This is a genomic window from Bacillus salipaludis, from assembly GCF_030938565.1.
Classification (GTDB): Bacteria; Bacillota; Bacilli; order Bacillales; family Cytobacillaceae; genus Neobacillus; species Neobacillus salipaludis_A.
Genome location: NZ_JAVGVR010000001.1, coordinates 173,674 through 193,220, shown reverse-complemented (window position 1 = coordinate 193,220; position 19,547 = coordinate 173,674). Strand labels below are relative to the sequence as shown.

The window sequence follows — 19,547 nt, the reverse complement described above, 5'->3', positions numbered from 1 at the left end:
AAGGGAAGGGGTCAAGGTTGTCGAATCTAGCAAATCAAGAAGAAGGCTATTTAAATAAGCAAAAGTTACTGGTTAGTGAGAGAAAACCCTATCTTCTTACAAAGAGATTAATTGACATAATAGGCTCATTATGTGGAATTATTTTATTAAGTTTCCTATTTATAATTGTAGCCATACTTATTAAGATAGAGGATCCAAAGGGGACCATCTTTTTCGCCCAAAAACGTGTGGGGTTAAATGGCGAGGAATTTAAAATGTTTAAATTCCGTTCGATGGTTTCAAATGCTGAGGAAAAGCTGCAAGAATTACTCAAGTACAATGAACTTTCCGGTGCAATGTTTAAAATGAAAGATGATCCCCGTATTACAAAAGTAGGGAAGTTTATTAGAAAGACGAGTATAGATGAGCTTCCACAGCTTTTTAATGTATTAAAAGGGGATATGAGTTTAGTTGGCCCACGGCCACCCCTTCCAAGAGAAGTTGCTGAATATACCAATTATGATAAGCAACGTTTATTAGTAACACCTGGATGTACAGGTTTATGGCAAGTAAGTGCACGTAACAGTGTTGGATTTAAGGAAATGGTAGAGCTTGATCTTGAATATATTAAAACTAGGAATACGTTTTTTGATATAAAAATTATTTTTAAAACAGCTTTAGTGTTATTTGGTTCGAAAAATGCATTCTGATTAATAAAATAAGAAATAGCAATAAACTTATTGTTATTTCAGGAACTCAAGGCTTTTCTGATGATTAGCCTTTATTTTATCTATTTTAACAATATTTATTAAACAAATTAACTTTCTGAAATACTGCCTCTTTTTTGGCCTTTATTTGTATTACTTTTTGTTTAGTAGTGTATATGTAATAGGAGTTGAGCTTTTTGGCTAAAACATCAACTAAGAGATCAACAATATTGATTGCTATCCTTACATTATTTAGTGCAGTTTTAGGATTTGGTAGAGAATCGTATACTGCCTATCTTTTTGGGGCATCGTCATTAACAGATGTATACTTTGTAGCGGGGATGGTTCCTGATGTAATTGCTGGTTGGATAGGGTATACGTTAACAAGAGCAATAGTTCCAAGTATTAAAAAGGAAATAAATAACAAGGGTTCCTCTGCAAAATTAATCAGTGCTACTTTTTATATAACTTTAATAACTTCAATTGTTCTTTCAATAATAACTTTTTTTAGTAAGAAAGAAATTCTTTCAACTTTAGCCTCAAATTTTAATGAAGTACAGTATTCAGTTGGATCAAATATGTTGGGGATAATGGTGATAGCAATTGTATTCTCGTCTCTTTCTGGTGTTTTATGGGGGATTCATAATGCGTATGAAGAATTTTCTTATCCTGCATTGACTGGTGTTTTATACAACTTATTATTTCTTATTACACTAGTATTACTACAACGTTGGTTTGGTATTTATTCATTAGCAATTGGCTTAGTAGCTGGAGGAATAGGGAAATTTATTATTCAGTTTGTTCCTCTTTTTAAAAAGAAAATACTCAATTTGAGATTTAGAGTTTGGCATACGGAAATGCCACTTGTATTTCAATCAATGATTCCAATTTTTTTAAGTCAGCTAGTTGGTCAAATTAATCAGGTTGTAGATAGGATAGTAGCGTCTGGACTTCCACAAGGCCAGCTAAGTGACTTGAATTTTGCATCGAAACTAGGGATGCTTCCAATAAGCTTAATAGGAAGTTCTATAGCAACAACTATTTATTCGCGGTTTGTTACCCATACCTTAGAGAAGGATGAAGTGGAATTAAAAAGATTAATAAGTCTTGGCTTAGGTTGGATGTGCTTTTTCGGAATAGTGATTTTTAGTGGTTTATTTTTCTATAAAAACACTTTAATATCAATATTTTATTATCATGGGAAATTTGCTATTAATGATGTATTTCTTTCTGCAAAGCCTATGGCTGTTTATGGGATTTTTTCAACAGCATATTTGTTTGTCCCAATTCTAATTCACTTTTTCTATGCTAGAAATGAAGGAAAGTTTGTTTTAATTTCCTCTGCTATTGCAGTTGGTTTTTATGTTTTTACAAGTTCTACATTCGTTGAATATTTAGGAATAATTGGTTTGGCTTTAGCAAATGGTTTATCCCAATTAATATATGTAACAATAATGTACAGTACAATGATAAAAAGGCTGAATTGGAGCTTTAGAAGTAGTATTAAGTCAATATTAAATATAGGTTTTCCATCAGGAATAGCATTTTTGATAGGTGTTGTTATAGTTTGTATGACATGGAAAGAGCCAGAATTGGGAAATAAATTAACTATTACAATTAGAGGCGCTTTAGGACTATTTGCTGGTTGTCTAAGTGTACTGATTTATAGTAAGTTGAATCCCAATAATCCAACCTGTACTTTTGTTCTAAACTTCATTTCAAAGATTCAAACTTTAACCCGCAGGGTTTTAAGTAAGTTGAAAAGTAAATTATTAGGTTATGGTAGTTAGAGGTGTGTATAATTGAAATTTAATGAAGGAAAATCTTTAAAAAGGATTTTAATACTACGGGGAAGTTCTCAATATGTTTCCCCAAAAACATATAATGTACAAGAGATTGGTCTTGCAAAAGCTTTGGTGAAATTAGGATGGAATGTTGTAATTGTTTCATCTGGACCGCAAGAATGTAATCTAAAAATAGATGAAAATATTGAGTGGATTGAATTAAAGCGAATTGGTAAAACTTTTGGTTTTCCTAAAGGTGTAGATAAAATTATAAAAGATTTTAAGCCTGATATAATACAATGTCAGGATATCACAAATCTAGCGACTTATCAGGCTTTACTATCAAAGATTAAGCTAAGAGTTCCACTTGTTATTTCCCTTGGGGAATACAAAACCAATGGATTTTTAAAGTCAATCTTTACTCATATAACAGCTCGGTCAATTAAAAATCATACTTCAGCCGTTCTTTGTAAAACAAAATCAGCGATGGAATTTTCAAAAAGGCTAGGTTTAAATTCAACCTTTTATGCTCCTGTGGGAATTGATCGAAACGTTTATGTTGAAAAAGAAGATTTTGATGATTGGTGGATTAGCGAATTACAGACCAGAAAAAGAAATGGAGAACAAATTTTATGTCACATTGGTAGACTGGATAAATTAGACAATGTTGAATTTATTATTAGTGTTCTCAAAAAGTTACCAAAAAACTTTTCACTTCTTCTTATAGGTGAACCAAAAGAATTTGTAAATAAATTTATAGATAATGAAATCAAAAAAAGGTTAATTATAACAGGAGCAGTTCCAAACAAGTTTATTGGCATTGCTCTTTCAAATTCTGATCTCTATCTAGCATGTTCTAAGTATGAAATATTTGGAATGTCCGCAGCAGAAAGTATATTTCATGGCTGCCCCGTATTTGGATACTCAACAGGTGGAATTAAAGAAATTGTAAGGCCAGATCATAATGGTTGGTTATTATCGGAGCGCGACTCTAATGAGTGGGCAAATAAGATAAAAAGCATATTTTCTCATGAAGAAATGGATAATATGAAAAGAAATTGTATGGAGAGCGGAGAAAGCCTCACATGGGATTTTAGAGCAATAATATATAACCAGATATATATAAAATTTATAAATTAGATTATTCTTAAAGGCATTAGGAAAGGAGAAAATTTCTTGGACTTAATAAAAGTGTTGTTTTTTGATCAGTCTGCTAGAATGGGAGGCGCTGAAAAAGTCTTATTTGATTTGCTAGAGAATATAAATCGATCTAAAATATATCCAATTCTCGTTTCACCATCTGGGGAATTAGCTAATAAAGTTCGTGGGCTCAATATTGAATGCATTGAACTAATGGAATTTGAAAATGTAGAAACCACAAGGAAAAGAATGAGAATCCGTGATATTTTTAAAACCATTAAGTTAGTATATAAGCTGAATAATATAATAAATGATGTTCAACCTGATATATTATTTACTAATTCTGTTAAAGCGCATGTATTGGTAAACTATAAAAAAAGAAGAATTCCAAGTATTATCAGATTACATGATTATCCTTCAAGTTTTGGAAGTATATCAGTTAAAATTCTAAAAAACGCATTGAACAATGTAGATAAAATTAGCTGTGTCTCACAAAGTGTTGCAAATGATTTAGGCAAATTATTTCCCAATTGTATTGATAAGTTAAAGGTAACTTACAACGGAATATATAAAAAAACAAATAATTGTAAAAAGCATTTTAAAAAGCCAAGAGTTGTAGTTGCTGGTTGGCTTTTTAGTTGGAAGGGTTTTGATACCTTTATAGAAGCGATGGAGAAATTATCACCCAAAATACCTGATTGGGAGTTCGTAATTGCGGGTGAAGCTGCTAGAGATGTAGAGGAAAGTTTATCCTATAAGGAATTATTATATAAAAGGGTTAATTCCTCATTATATAAAGAAAAATTTGTTTTAAATGGTGGTTATAAATCCTTAGAGGAAATTATCTGTTGTTCAGAACATTGTATATTTGTTCAACCATCAATTAAACCTGATCCACTTCCAACAGTAATCTTGGAAGCCTCTACTTTGGCAGTCCCTACCGTTGCTTCTGATCTAGGTGGAAGTAAAGAAATAATAGAAGATATGGTTTCAGGCAGGCTTATCTCTCCGCATGCCGATGAATTAGCAAATTCGGTAATGGAATTAGTTAGTGATTTAAACCTTCGGGTTAAGTATGGGAATAAAATGAATTTTGAATGTAATAGGAAATTTTCCATGGAAAATTATATCAGGTCAATAACTGAAACTATTGAAAATATAATAAGATAAAGTGAGAGATATAAATGGTTAAAAAGAAAAATGTACTTATTATTAATTCGGGTAGTACACCAATACCACCAACATCCGGAGGAGCGGTTCAACAAGTTTTATTCGATATAGCTTGTGGTTTAATTAATAGAGGATGGGATGTTGGGATATTGACCCCATCTACAAGAGAATCAGAGAGAGAAGGGAAAAAGTGGAACGATAAAATAAGATGGTATTATATACCTGGTTTGGTCAAGTCTGGTGGGATTAAGGGTATATTAAATTCTATTTCTAGTATAAAAAAGAGTTTAAGAAATGTAAATCCGGATGAATATAAAAATATAATAATTTTTGACCCGTATATAGCAAGTGCTGTTTATAAATGGAATAGACATTCAAAAATAATTTGGAGTGCTCACAACGGTAGAGAAAAAACAAAACTTTTAACCAATTTATGGACTAGAAATGTAGAGGATATAGTTTGTATTACAGAATTTTTAAAGAGGGAATTTGTGGAAATAACTAATAGAAGTAAAGATTCAATTAAGGTTATAAATAATCCATTACAAAATTATTGGTTAACAGATAGGATATCACTAGATTATCAACCTAATTCAATATTATTTTGTGGAAGAATTGTGCCTCAAAAAGGACTGGATATTTTAATTAGTGCACTTGAGACTCTATCGGATGATATTAAGAGAAAAATTCAACTAGGAATTGTAGGAAGCACTCATTTTTACGGTGCTAAGGAGTCTAGTTATTCAAAAGCAGTAAGGGAACAAGTTGAAAATAGTGGATTAAACTATAAATGGCACGGATATGTAAGCCATAATAATTTAATTGAGCTATATGATCAATACGACATCTTGGCAGTTCCAAGCAACTGGGACGAACCAGCTACCTTAGTTGCACCCGAAGGGCAAGCAAGAGGGTGTAAAATTGTGGCAACAACAGCAGGAGGATTACCCGAAATGATAGCTCCAGTATGGAGAGATTATTTGGCTGCTCCTGGCGATATAAATGCATTAGCAAATTCTATTCAAAACATTATAAATCTAAACGATGAAAAATCACAATCATTTAAATTAGAGGCATTGAAATGGCTAAGAGAAAAAGTTGGTTTTGAAGAAGTTATTACGAAGTGGGAGAAACTCATATTAGAGGATTAGTTGCACAATAAAATATTTAATAAGTAATTTTATTTATGTAGATAGTAACGTTGAAATATGTAAATAAATAAACTTTTTAAAAATGCCTTTTTAATTCCTTTGATTTTAATTAATTTTCAAATCCATTTTAAACATATATAGGAAACTTAAAGATGTATTAATAAATTTATCTACGGTTTTTTTAGATTTATCATTACATTAATGAATTTTTTTTAGCTTTATAATAATTTTAGTTTTAAGGTAGTCGGGGGTTTTTTATACTATGAAGATAGCAATTATTCATGATTGGTTAGTAACTTATGCTGGTGCAGAAAAGGTACTTGAACAAATGCTTGAGGTCTTTCCTGAAGCTGATTTATATAGTGTAGTAGACTTTATTGAGGAAAATCAAAGGGATTTTATTAAAAACAAAAATGTAAAAACTACGTTTATCCAAAACCTCCCTTTTGCGAGAAAAAAGTATAGAAGCTATTTACCTTTAATGCCACTTGCTATAGAACAACTTGATTTGTCAAATTATGAAATTATTATTTCAAGTTCCCACGCTGTTGCAAAAGGAGTAATAACTGGACCGGATCAATTGCATATCTCCTATGTACATTCTCCTATTAGATATGCTTGGGACCTACAACATCAATATTTAAGAGAATCAAATTTGACAAGTGGAGTTAAAGGTTTATTAGCAAAATATTTTCTTCATAAAATAAGAAATTGGGATTATCGCACATCAAATGGAGTTGATATATTTATGTCAAACTCTTCTTTTATTTCTAGGAGAATATGGAAGGTGTATAGACGGGAATCAAGGGTCTTATATCCTCCAGTTGATGTTTCTAATTTCACAATGAAAAGCGATAAATCTGATTACTATGTAACAGCTTCCAGAATGGTACCATATAAAAAGATTGATATAATAGTAGAAGCATTTTCCAAAATGCCCGATAAAAAACTAGTGGTAATTGGTGATGGACCAGATTTTAATAAAATACAAAGAGTAGCTGGGCAAAATGTTAAATTATTAGGATATCAACCTTTTAATGTTTTAAAAAAACATATGCAAAACGCAAAGGCTTTTGTATTTGCTGCTGAAGAGGATTTTGGAATTACACCAGTTGAAGCTCAAGCTTGTGGAACACCTGTTATTGCATACGGAAAAGGTGGGGCTTTGGAAACCGTGAATGGGTTGGAAACCTTCAATCAACCAACAGGTTTACATTTTTATAGTCAAACGCCTGAGGATATTATTAATGCTATAAGTAAGTTTGAAGAAAATCAACAGTTATTTAAGGCGGAAAATTGTCGGCAAAACGCACTAAGGTTTTCCGAAAATCATTTTAAAGATGAGTTTAAAAAGGTTGTTGAAACAGAATACAAAAAAAGAAATAAAAAAATTTAATTTTTTAATTTAGGACAAAACGAAATTTGAAATTTTAAAATAAAAACCAATAAATAAGAATTCCAACTGTGGGCCTTAATGATTTAGGAGGAAATTAAAAATGAATTTAGTATTACTATCAGGAGGGTCTGGAAAACGTTTATGGCCATTATCAAATGATGCTCGATCTAAACAATTTTTGAAGGTTTTGCAAAAAGAAAATAATGAATTAGAATCTATGATACAACGAGTTTGGGGACAATTAGATAAATTAGGACTAACTAAATCGGCAGTTATCGCTACAAGTAAAACACAAGTAGAAATGATTCGTAATCATATTGGAAAGGGAATATCGATAATTGTTGAGCCGGAAAGAAGGGACACCTTTCCAGCAATCGCATTAGCAGCTTCATTTTTGTATTCTAATAAAAAAATAAGTCGTGATGATGTAGTTGGTGTTTTACCTGTTGACTCATATGTAGAAGATAAATTCTTTGCTAGATTACTAGATTTAGAGGATGTTTTATTAACTTCTAATGCTGATTTAGCATTAATCGGCGTGAAACCTACTTTCCCTTCTGAAAAATACGGTTATATTGTACCAAAAAAAGAACAATTAATAAAAGATGTTATAAGTGTAAGTCATTTTAAAGAAAAACCTAAATTAGAAGAGGCCAGGTTGCTATTGAAACAAAAAGCACTTTGGAATTGTGGTGTATTTGCTTTTAAATTAGATAAGGTTTTATCTTTATTAGAAGAAAAAGGATTACCTGTAAAATACGAAGAATTATCAAAAATGTATAATCATTTACCAAAGATAAGTTTTGATTACGAAGTAGTGGAGAAGACTGAAAATATTGTAACGCTTCCATATAACGGCGAGTGGAAGGACTTAGGTACTTGGAATACTTTGACTGAAGAAATGGCAAAACCTATTATTGGAAGAGCAAAAATGAGTTACGATTCAAGTAATACACATATAATCAATGAGTTAGATATTCCTGTTTCTGTACTAGGTTTATCAAATATTCTTGTTGCTGCAAGTCCTGACGGAATATTAGTGACAGATAAAGAAGCAAGCCCACGGGTAAAAGAATTGGTTGGAGATTTGGAACAAAGACCTATGTATGAGGAACGTCGATGGGGATGGTATCGTGTGCTTGATCATACAAAATATGATGAACAAACAGAAGTATTAACAAAACGTATTAATATTTCAACTGGAAAAAACTTAAGTTATCAATATCATAATTACCGTAGGGAAATTTGGACAATTCTTAAGGGAGAAGGTATCCTCTTTTTAAGTGGGGAGTTTAAAATGCTTAAACCTGGAGATATAGTTGAAATTCCTGTTGGTACTAAACATGCAATAAAAGCTGTGACTGATCTAGAATTGATTGAAGTGCAAATTGGCAGTCAATTAGTTGAAGAAGATAATAATCGTATCCTTTTAAAATGGGAGGATATCGAAGAATTAAGCTATTCGGTAAATAAAAGATAATTTAAGATGGTTGCTATTGTTAGTGACCATTTTTTTGTTTAGAATCCAATTATTAGTAAATGAGGAATTAGACATCAAATAAAAATCAACCGGTAGATTCGTAAATATTTGCGGTCAAAGTTTCATTTATGAGATTAAAGAGGGGTTGGGCTATGGAAAATTTAAAAAGGGATATAAAAGTTAACAAATTTAGCGACCCAACCAAGGCCTGTTTATTTATTACATACAGGCTTGGTAATTGGGTTTATTATAATTTGAAAATTCCCTTATTCAGGGAATTAGTGTTATTTATCTATAAAATTTTAGATTTAATTTTTATTAGAATAATCAACAATGCTCAAATTCCAGCTAGAGCAAAAATTGGAGGTGGCTTAAGACTTCCGCATGGAGGAAACGGCATTATTATTCATCCAAATGCAGAGATTGGAGAAAATTGTACCATTTTTCATCAGGTTACAATTGGCTATAAAGATTCTCCTACAAAAAGTTATGGACCACCAATCTTAAAAAATAGTGTATATGTAGGAGCAGGTGCTAAGATATTAGGTGATATTATAATAGAAGATGAATCGATTATTGGGGCAAATGCAGTGGTCGTTAAAAATGTACCTTTGAAGTCAACAGCCGTTGGCATACCAGCGCAAATTATTAAGCAAGCTAAAAAGTGAAAAAATGAGATCATTTAATTATGTGGATTAGGAATTAATAGTAACAATTAATTTGAAAAGGGAGGGGATTGAGTATACATTCGTCCTTTCCTTTGTATTATTTATCCAAGTAAAAAAGAAAAATGGGTACTCTGTAGATTTAATATTACTTGAGTTAGAATATATTAGATGAAACCAAGAAAAGTATATTTTAAACTGTAATTGTTTAATATATTTATAAAATAAAAGTAGGCACTTAACAATCTTTTTTGGAAATTAAAGATTATTATCTTTTAATAGCTTATATATTGGTTTTATTATAAATATCCTTTTAATCTATAGATAACTAAAAATATTAAATTTATTTCCCATTGGGTAATAAATTTTTTAGATAAATATTATTTCAAGTGGAAAATATCATAATATAAATAATTCTTTTAGAAGGTGGAATAAAAAAGTGAAAATTGCAGTCGCTGGAACAGGTTATGTTGGCTTAGTCACTGGTGTTTGTCTTGCGGAAATGGGACATTCAGTTTTTTGTGTTGATATAGATGAGGGCAAAGTTGCATTAATGAGTTCTGGAATTAGTCCTATATATGAACCTGGACTTGAAGAAATAATGGTTAAAAATATGGATAAATTAAACTTTACGACCAACTACAAAGAAGCATACAAAGATGCAGATGTGATTTTCATTGGTGTAGGAACCCCGGAAAAACACGATGGTTCAGCAAATTTATGCTATGTTTATTCAGCTGCTGAACAAATTGCTGAAAGTATAGAGAAAGATTGTGTTATCGTAGTAAAATCTACTGTTCCAATAGGAACCAATGATAAAATTGAGGATATAATTAAAACAAAATTAGTTCACAATGTAAATGTATCAGTTGCTTCTAATCCAGAGTTTTTATCACAAGGAACGGCTGTAAGAGATACCTTACATGCTTCTAGGATAGTTATTGGGGTAGAGGATTCATCGGCAGGGGAAGTATTAAAGGAAGTTTATAAGAATTTTGGAGCACCTATCTTGGTTACTAACAGAAAAAGTGCAGAAATGATTAAATATGCTTCAAATGATTTTCTTGCTTTAAAAATTTCCTTTATCAATGAAATTGCAAACCTTTGTGAAATAATTGGTGCAAATGTTGATGATGTTGCAATTGGAATGGGATATGATAATAGAATTGGAAATAGATTCTTAAATTCAGGAATTGGTTATGGGGGATCTTGTTTCCCAAAAGATACAAAAGCATTACATTGGCTAGCAAATTTCCATGATTATGAACTAAAAACAATTAAGGCAGCCATTGATGTTAACGAAAACCAAAAATTAAAATTAATTAAGAAATCCCGGAAATACTTTGATAGTTTAAAGGGTTTAAATGTTGCGGTATTAGGATTAACGTTTAAACCTGGTACAGATGATTTAAGGGAAGCTCCATCACTTGTTAATATTCCAATTATGCTAGAGGATGGTGCAAAAGTAAAAGCTTGGGATCCTGTTGGTATCAATAGCTTTCAAAAATTACATCCGGATAATATCACGTATTGTTATACAATTGAAGATACTCTTAAGGATGCTGATGTTTGCTTTATTTTTACCGAATGGGATGAGGTTAAAGACCTTGACTTATCAAAATATAGCAAACTAATGAAGAACCCAATTATTTTAGATGGGAGAAATTGTTACAGTTTAACTAGTGTTAAAAATGCGAACATTATATATGATTCTATCGGAAGAGAGACTATTAATAGTTTAGAGACTTTACTAGTATAGAAGAGTCTAGGGTTGAACATTGTACTAATAAACCCTTGCCTATAAATCTAGGCAAGGGTTTATTAGTTTTACTTGATTATAGATGGGTCCAAATTGAAACTATATTTCAAAATAACTAAAAAAAATTTATTAAAATCGATTATATAATAATAAAATACACTAGATAAAAAAGTCTTAGAATAAGAAAATACAGAATGACTTGGTTAGGGATTCTCAGAAGAGTGATTTCTATTTAATAGATTAGATAAAGGGTTAAAAGGAAAATTACTTTAAGTTGAGAGCATAAAAGCTTGCTGAAGGATAGCTTTTATAAACACTTAGAATTTGGCACAGGTGGCATGTTGAAAAACTTGAACCTGGAATTAATCGATTAAATATTTTTGCTAACTGTAGAGCAACAAAGGGAGACTTGCTCAATATATCACAGAACAAGGTGAAGATACAAAATAGTAGGGTTAGGTAATTGCCTATGATTCCCGTACAATTAACTACAACAGGGGGTGGTTTTTCAGCCCTACATTTAATTGATACACCAATTAAACAGGTCTCTACTCAGCACATTATTATTGTGAATGGTGGAAACATTCTAGTTGAAGGTGGTTATTGGACATGGAATTCCACTCCTCAAGTTGTATCAGCTTTCGTAGTAAAAAATTTTAAATGCCGGTAGGCTATGGTTTGCGCCTATAGCTTAAATTCTCTAGTGTCGTAAGTTTCACTGGTTATATAAATTATTATATTTATCTTTTCTGTTCATTGAATAGTTTGGTTAAAAATGGATAAAACGGGGAATTTCATCCCTACTTGGTACCGAAAAAGGGTATTGTTAAAAACAGACCCTTTTGTCAATTAAGAGTAAAAGTGGATTCAGTTCAAGTAACTGCTTGTATCGCGCCATATTAATCCACAATATAATCTTCGTTCCGGAAATGGAAAATAAATACAGGTGTGGCGTAATTTCGTGAAAAAGGATATAATTCTTTAGTCTGTTTAGTTAAAAGTATAAGTAGGGGGTGAGGGAAAAGTGGTAATTTTATCATTATTATTGACATTAGCAGTACCTTTTTTTGTAATCTGTTTCGAACAAGTCGCCAAATTAAAATTGCAGCTTGGTTTTTTATAATTATGCAACTGGTTGGCGTTTATCCTCGTGCATTAATAACTAATAGTGGATTAGATTCGTATATTGGGCCACATAGCAATGAATGGATTGAAAAAACTTATGTAGTTTTAATACTGTATAACTTATTTTTCTTAGTAGGAATATTTTTGAGCCAATTGATATTAAATCGAAAAACAATTAAAAACAATCAAACATCGGTTGAGTCAAGCCTGTATAGCGATTTAAAGAAATATGTTGGACCAAATGGTATGTTGTTATCTTTAATAATTTGTTCACTTCCTGGAGTAATTTTATTACTTACAAACCATAGTACATTAATTAATGATTCAGATATTGCTAATACACGGGCACAAACACAAGGTGCAGGACCCAAAATTATTCTTACTGAAGTACCATTTATGGCAGTTGCAATTTGGTATTCCTTCAAAAAAGGGATTGTCAAATGGAAATGGTGGATATGTACATTATTTTTGTTAATTTTATCACTTCTTTCAGGAAGTCGGTCTCAAACGTTAGATTTTATTTTAGTTTTAGTCGCTTTACGATTTATCCAAACTGATTTAAAACTTAAAATTAGAACTATATTATCACTTTCTATTCTTGGATTTATTCTTGTATACGTGGGTTGGATTATAGTATATGCCAGAGGTATGATGAGAGATTTCGGAGGATCCTTCTTTATGTGGGCTTCTTCCGCAATTAAAGATAACCCTATAAATGTATTTAATCTTCTTACACGTAAATCATTAAATGGTTATGATGGGTTAGTTTCGGTAGTGGGTACCGTTCCTTCATATTTTAATTTTCATCCAGGACAATTATGGTTTGAAATGCTGACGATTTTGGTGCCAAGATCGTTATGGCCCGGAAAATGGGATGTTGATTTAGTTAGTAACTTCACACAGATAGTTTGGGGATGGGGAGCAGGAGGAAACTTTGTTACAGGCGCTGGTGCATTATTCATAGATAGCGGAATGTTAGGTGTTGCATTAGGTTCTCTATTGATTGGAATTCTCACTTCTTTTATATGTAGAGCTCGTGTCGCGGAAAATACTAATCATTGGTTTGCTAAAGTTGCTGTGGCGGTATGGTGTTTTTTTCTAGCCAGGTTTACATTTGCTGGGGGAGCAATGGATGCCAATGTAGCTGGACGTATGCTAATTGAAGCTATTTTTATATTTATCGTGGTTAAATTTGTCACATCTTATATAATTGTAGTTAAACCTCAATACAAAATAGAAAAACATTAAAAATTTTTTAAATGACTCATTTTAGCACCTTTAAAGGGCTTTTTCTTTTGTCGACTAATGGTTAATTTTCAATAGTCGGTTATTTTGAAAATTAGCTTTCTTTATAGAAAGCTAGTATTAAAGTATAATAATTTTTCGAGGTGAATACTTTGAATCGAAGAAATTTTATAATATTACTTTTGATACTTGCTTTCTTTTTTGGCTACACAATTCATAAAAAGATCTCAGAAAAAATAGATGCTGTTCCAAGTCAGTTGGCATATATGATAAATCATAAAAAGGAAATAAGCGTTAAATCATTCGGTGCAAAAGGTGATTGTGTACTTGATTCGAACGGTAATTATGAATCAGGCACGGATGATACTCAAGCTTTTATTAAGGCTATTAAAGCGGTTCCCGCTGGTGGAGTACTATTAGTTCCACCCGGAAAATATTACATTAGTTCTATTAATTTAAATAGAGGAAATATAACCATTTCTGGTTATGGTGCAACTTTAGTTACATCAATTGATGTTTCTACTGGTTCCAATGTGTTCCAATTAGAGGGGGATAACATTAGCTTAATTGGACTTAGGCTTATGACAGCGACTCCATTTAATGTGGACACGACTACAAAAGCACCGTCAAGTGCAGGAGGTTTAATGATTCGTTTAGGATCTACTACTGCCTTTCATTCAAATATTCTTGTTCGTGATGTTACAACCAATGGCGGTTTTGGTGGAATTGATATACAACGTTCAAGTAATGTGCGTGTAATAAATTGTCATGTTATAAATGCAATAGGAAATGGAATTAATTTTGCAAATTGTCCAAAAGACATATGGTGCGAGGGGAATACCGTTCAAAATACACGTGATGACAGTATTATTTGTGTTTGTGATGTAAGCTTTACGCAAGGAACAGAAAACTGGATTGTTAGAAATAATAAAGTAGAAAAAAGCTATGCAAAAGGTATTGGTTCATCGGGTGTTAGTTCAGCTATTATTGCAAATAATAACATTAAAAACACATGGTCAGCGGGTATTCTTATATTTCAGGATACTTATTACAAACTTGCAAAGAGCCAGAACGTAAAGATTAAGGGTAACACAATTATTGATGCTGGTAAAAACTTCGGACCAGACCAATTTAAAATAACTGTTTCAACGAGTAACGATGGTGTTTATGTTTACAATGACACAAAAAATGTTGAGGTAATTGATAACAGCATTATTTCTCCTTCACGCTTTGGAATTAATATTGGTAATGGTGCAAAAGCGGTTAAAATCGGTAACAATGAAATTTTAGCTACAGGTTCAACAGGAATTTCAATTGGAGATGCAAATAATACGAGTTATAATTCAGCTTTGGATATCACGTTAACAGATAATACCATTATTGATACACAAGGACATGGTATTTCAATAGGAGGAGTAAACGGAGCACATATTACACGAAATAAAGTAAAATCCTGGTTAGATGGAAGCAGAAGTATTTACATTAAAAACGCTCAAAATATGTTGGTTGCTGAAAATACCTCGAATAACAAGATAACGTCTGTTTGGTCACCTAACCACTACTATTTTGCAGGTCAGTATATCGTTCCAGCTACATTTAATGGACACGCTTATAAATGTATAATTAGTGGTCTTTCAGGTTCAACTGAGCCATCATGGAATATAGCAGGCGGTAAAAATAAAGATGGAGGAGTAGCATGGTTTGATTATGGGAAAAAAATTACTAGAGGTATTCCTGGAACTCCTTACGTAGATGGTAATGGCTCATCTGTAGATGTTCAAGTAACAACGGATAATCATTCATTAAATAACTAATTCGAACTTGGTGAATTAGATAAATGATTATGTATATTAAACAAAAAGGAGACTATCCAGTCACTCAAACGGAATAGTCTCCTTTTTTTAAATAGTTTCGTTACCGCAGAATTCACCATCTTCTGAACGAACTTTTAAATTTTATTTGTTTCAATAAAAATGTGTCCCTTTGTGATGGGGACAAAAGTTTTACAAGTTGGACAGTTATACTCTATTGAATAAATTTATACCATTGTTTTACCCCCCTTTTACTTATCTACCAAATTCAACATAAGGGGGGGGTTTCTGTACAATGTAATTCAATATTTAATAGATTGGATAAAAAATATTCTTGTGAACTCAAAGAGATAATACCTTCCTCCCCTAAATGTGATGCTCACATTTCTATTTCTGAGTTTTTACCATTAGACAAAGACTATAATATTATTTCTTAATTGATATTTTGTATTGGTGCAGTATAGTTAGGCGTGTATTTCTTACGTGATGAAGTGGGGAGGGAATTGTAAAAAGTACAATATTAAAAAGATTAGATTAAAAGCCAATTGGAAGTTTATGGGGGGATATTGTAATGAATTTACCAAAGAAGTTGTATCATTTTATCGTAAACCCAGGTGTACAAGCTATTGTTATTCACAGATTAGCTCATTTGCTGTGGAATCACCGATTAAAACCATTAGCACGTTTTATTACTATGCTTAGCCGTTCTTTTACTGGTATTGAAATTGAACCGGGAGCCAAGTTGTCTAAAACAGTAACCATCAGCCATGGAATGGGCGTTGTAATTGGTGGCGATTCAATTATAAAAGATAATGTAGTAATTAGACAGAATGTAACTCTTGGTGCGAAAGACGACAAAAATACAGATGGCTATAGGTATCATCCAACAATAGATAATAATGTTTCTATTGGAGCCGGCACTGTGATACTTGGACCAATCACAGTTGGAGAACACTCAATTATTGGTGCGAATTCTGTTGTAACAAAAGATGTACCACCTTATTCCGTTGTTGCGGGCGCGCCGGCAAGGGTGATAAAAATGCGTAATAAAGATTCCGTATGACCAAATTCTCGGGAATTGTAAAATGTAGTCAAAAAATAAATAAGAGTTATTTCGAATAAAAAAATTAATTCTTAAAAGTTGCATATTTGGCCAATAACGACATAATTATTTCGTATTTTGGCACGGTAAATTACACAATATTAGTAATTAAAGGGTGCCTTTTATGAATGCAGGAGAGCAGTATATTTTCTAAAGTTACTACTGTCATTTAAGGGGTTCCGATTAACTAATATGTAGAAATTGATTTATTGGGAATTTAAATGTTCATACTTTCAAATTATATAAAAAAACGTATTAAAAATTAATGTGGGTATTTTTTTGTAGAAAGATAATGATTAAAATAGTTACAGACTTACTAAAAAATAAAACTTTTTATAGGGCTATAGAGGAAGGGGAGTTTAGGTTGACTTGGCTAGATAACTCAGAAAAATGGTTTTCATTTACTAGATTAGATCAAGAATTAAGAGGGAAATTACGTGAAGAGGAAAGTAATAAAAGTTTACTAGAAGACAGTTTTTATAAACACCTAGAATTCGGTACAGGAGGTATGAGAGGAGAGCTTGGTCCTGGAATCAATCGCTTAAATATTTACACGATCCGTAGAGCAGCAGAAGGACTTGCTCTATACATCACAGAACAAGGTGAGAAAGCCAAACAACGTGGAGTGGTTATCGCTTATGATTCCCGCCATAAATCACCTGAGTTTGCTTTAGAGGTTGCTAAAACAATTGGCAAGCATGGGGTTAAGGCATATGTGTTTGAAGAACTTCATCCAACACCGGTTCTTTCATTTGCTGTTCGTTATTTAAATGCTTTTTCCGGAGTCGTGATTACGGCGAGCCATAATCCACCTGAATACAATGGCTTCAAAGTTTATGGGGAAGATGGCGGCCAGCTTCCACCTGAAGCAGCAGATACCATTATCAAATATGTAAACGCTGTTGAAAATGAGCTTACAGTAGAAGTTGCCCAAGAGCAGGAGCTTCTTGCAAGTGGTTTATTAACCTACATAGGTGAAGAAGTTGATAACGCTTATATTGAACAATTAAAAACATTGCAGCTAAATCCAGAGCTAGTAGCCAATGTAGCAAAGGATCTGAAGATTGTATATTCCCCGTTACATGGTACAGGAAATAAGCCGGTTCGTGCCGGACTAAAAGCATTTGGGTTTGAAAATGTTACGGTTGTAAAGGAACAGGAATTGCCGGATGCGAATTTTTCAACTGTTACCTCTCCAAACCCGGAAGAGCATGCTGCTTTCAAGTTAGCCATCCAATATGGGGAACAAATCAATGCGGATATCCTCATGGCAACAGACCCAGATGCAGACCGTTTAGGAGTAGCGGTTAAAAATAACGATGGAGAATATGTCGTTTTAACCGGTAACCAAATGGGGGCTTTAATGCTTGAGTATCTTCTTTCTCAAAAGCAAGCAAAGGGGATCCTTCCAGATAATGGAGTGGTGATTAAAACCATTGTGACATCCGAAATTGGCCGTGCCATTGCGGAACATTATGGCATGGGCGCGATAGATACTCTAACAGGCTTCAAATTCATTGGAGAAAAGATTAATGAGTTTGAACAGACTGGAAAGAATACCTTCCTCTTTGGATACGAAGAAAGCTATGGTTATTTGATCGGCGACTTTGTCCGTGATAAGGATGCGGTCCAATCGGCCATTTTTGCAGCGGAAGTGGCTGCTTATTATAAATCTAAAGGCATGACCATGTATGAAGGCTTACTGGCTATTTTTGAAAAGTATGGTTTCTATAAAGAAGGTCTTCAATCGATTACCTTGAAAGGAAAAGATGGGGCAGAACAGATTGCTGCATTAATGGATACCTTTAGAAATGAAAGTTTAAAAGAAATGGCTGGAATAGAAGTTACGGCTAGTGAAGACTATTCGACTTCTTTAAGGGTTGAAAAGGGTGTTGAGAGTTTAATCGATTTACCTCAATCGAACGTTTTAAAATACTATTTAGCAGATGGTTCATGGTTCTGCCTTCGTCCTTCTGGAACAGAGCCAAAAGCGAAGTTCTATTTTGCGGTGAAAGGTGAATCGTTGGAGGATAGTCAAGAGAAGCTTTTATCACTTCAAGAGGCTTTGATGCAGAAGGTAAATGATATATTAGCTCGATAATCTTCTTTTTAGGTTTGAATTATAAATAGCGGCACCCTTGTTGTTAATGGCAAGGGTGCCATCTTTTCGTGATGTCTTAATTGATGGAGGAGGGGGATTATTTATATATATAAATGGGGTATTCAAAATTTAATAATATAGGTAAATAAAATGGAAACAAAAAAGCAGATCAAATAGCCCGTAAGGGTTATCTATACATCCCCGAGGTTTCATAACACGAACTTAACTGGCTATCGTTCTAACAAAAAGAGATTGCCCCCATCAGAAACTATCACCCCCTCGTAAAACATCCCGCAATAGCCGGAAAACTCTTGAATTCCTTCTTCATGTCCCGAAACGAAATGACACCATTTCCTCTAGTAAGCTCCAAATCTAGCGGATATTCGTGACAGTTCAATGGAGCTTTATTAAAGGATTGGACATAGAATTGGATGGCCTCTTCCTGACTGTTCGCATAGATAAAGGCAAATGCCTACTTGTTCATCTTTAGGGAATAGATTCCAACCGTATGAACACCTAATACATTGTGTTGAATCATTCCCGCATTCCCCTTTCTTTTTAATGCGTTGAAAACAGAAGGTGCCTCTGTAAATAAGATGAGGTTCTGTAGATTATTTTCATAGTTTTTCCTGAAACTGCATGGCCTCTTGCTCAGATATCCCAGTGCTGAGGCTTTCTAATGTAGCCATGATTCTGAGCAGTTCCAAAGAAATGTTCCCTTGCGTGTAATCCTTCCAAAAATGACCACTATCAGCTCTGAATTTTTTATATGCCGTATTGAAATCAGGCATGGAGGGCCAATTTTAAAAAGTATGAAGCAGGGCATTGGCAAAAGGGACCTGATGATCATGCAACGTATCATCCAAATCGAAGAAAACAGCTTTAATCTCTATCACGAACTCCTTTCAATCTCAATCAAAAAGAGATACAAA

At 32.8% G+C, this 19,547-nt stretch carries 13 protein-coding genes; all 13 read left to right on the top strand.

Going from position 1 to position 19,547, the window contains the following annotated elements; translation table 11 throughout:
* Positions 1-17 precede the first annotated feature (17 nt).
* The 13 genes from RCG21_RS00855 (at position 18) to RCG21_RS00795 (ending at position 18,615) form a co-directional block, all read left to right on the top strand.
* On the top strand, positions 18-689 hold the full coding sequence (locus RCG21_RS00855; protein WP_372512543.1) for a sugar transferase: 672 nt from the start codon (positions 18-20) through the stop codon (positions 687-689).
* Positions 690-883: 194 nt separating this feature from the next.
* Positions 884-2,476 carry a murein biosynthesis integral membrane protein MurJ gene (gene murJ, locus RCG21_RS00850; RefSeq protein WP_308912741.1) on the top strand — a complete coding sequence of 531 codons (1,593 nt, stop codon included), beginning with the start codon at positions 884-886 and terminating at the stop codon, positions 2,474-2,476.
* 12 nt (positions 2,477-2,488) lie between these two features.
* Positions 2,489-3,610, top strand: coding sequence for a glycosyltransferase (locus tag RCG21_RS00845; protein WP_308912740.1), 1,122 nt, complete (start codon positions 2,489-2,491; stop codon positions 3,608-3,610).
* A gap of 36 nt (positions 3,611-3,646) precedes the next feature.
* Complete coding sequence (locus tag RCG21_RS00840; RefSeq protein WP_308912739.1) at positions 3,647-4,780, top strand: glycosyltransferase family 4 protein; 1,134 nt, start codon at positions 3,647-3,649, stop codon at positions 4,778-4,780.
* 14 nt (positions 4,781-4,794) lie between these two features.
* Positions 4,795-5,931, top strand: coding sequence for a glycosyltransferase family 4 protein (locus tag RCG21_RS00835; RefSeq protein WP_308912738.1), 1,137 nt, complete (start codon positions 4,795-4,797; stop codon positions 5,929-5,931).
* A 262-nt stretch (positions 5,932-6,193) separates the two neighbouring features.
* Positions 6,194-7,327, top strand: coding sequence for a glycosyltransferase family 4 protein (locus tag RCG21_RS00830; RefSeq protein WP_308912737.1), 1,134 nt, complete (start codon positions 6,194-6,196; stop codon positions 7,325-7,327).
* 100 nt (positions 7,328-7,427) lie between these two features.
* Positions 7,428-8,807 carry a sugar phosphate nucleotidyltransferase gene (locus RCG21_RS00825; RefSeq protein ID WP_308912736.1) on the top strand — a complete coding sequence of 460 codons (1,380 nt, stop codon included), beginning with the start codon at positions 7,428-7,430 and terminating at the stop codon, positions 8,805-8,807.
* A gap of 152 nt (positions 8,808-8,959) precedes the next feature.
* A complete protein-coding gene (locus RCG21_RS00820) occupies positions 8,960-9,475 on the top strand; it encodes a serine O-acetyltransferase (RefSeq protein WP_308912735.1) in 516 nt (171 codons plus the stop codon).
* A gap of 436 nt (positions 9,476-9,911) precedes the next feature.
* The gene (locus RCG21_RS00815; RefSeq protein WP_308912734.1) at positions 9,912-11,231 is read left to right on the top strand and encodes a UDP-glucose dehydrogenase family protein; all 1,320 of its coding nucleotides are present in this window, start codon (positions 9,912-9,914) and stop codon (positions 11,229-11,231) included.
* Between the two features lie 1,035 nt (positions 11,232-12,266).
* Positions 12,267-13,604, top strand: coding sequence for an O-antigen polysaccharide polymerase Wzy (gene wzy, locus RCG21_RS00810; protein ID WP_308914232.1), 1,338 nt, complete (start codon positions 12,267-12,269; stop codon positions 13,602-13,604).
* A gap of 149 nt (positions 13,605-13,753) precedes the next feature.
* A complete protein-coding gene (locus tag RCG21_RS00805; RefSeq protein WP_308912733.1) occupies positions 13,754-15,415 on the top strand; it encodes a right-handed parallel beta-helix repeat-containing protein in 1,662 nt (553 codons plus the stop codon).
* A 568-nt stretch (positions 15,416-15,983) separates the two neighbouring features.
* Entirely contained in the window at positions 15,984-16,475 is a 492-nt protein-coding gene (gene epsC / locus RCG21_RS00800) for a serine O-acetyltransferase EpsC (RefSeq protein ID WP_308912732.1), read from the top strand.
* 403 nt (positions 16,476-16,878) lie between these two features.
* Positions 16,879-18,615, top strand: coding sequence for a phospho-sugar mutase (locus RCG21_RS00795; protein ID WP_308912731.1), 1,737 nt, complete (start codon positions 16,879-16,881; stop codon positions 18,613-18,615).
* The last annotated feature ends 932 nt before the right edge of the window (positions 18,616-19,547 follow it).

Excerpts from the sequence above, each read along its gene's own strand:
- RCG21_RS00835 (WP_308912738.1), top strand. The coding sequence starts at position 4,795 with ATGGTTAAAAAGAAAAATGTACTTATTATTAATTCGGGTAGTACACCA.
- RCG21_RS00830 (WP_308912737.1), top strand. The coding sequence starts at position 6,194 with ATGAAGATAGCAATTATTCATGATTGGTTAGTAACTTATGCTGGTGCA.
- RCG21_RS00825 (WP_308912736.1), top strand. The coding sequence starts at position 7,428 with ATGAATTTAGTATTACTATCAGGAGGGTCTGGAAAACGTTTATGGCCA.
- RCG21_RS00820 (WP_308912735.1), top strand. The coding sequence starts at position 8,960 with ATGGAAAATTTAAAAAGGGATATAAAAGTTAACAAATTTAGCGACCCA.
- epsC (WP_308912732.1), top strand. The coding sequence starts at position 15,984 with ATGAATTTACCAAAGAAGTTGTATCATTTTATCGTAAACCCAGGTGTA.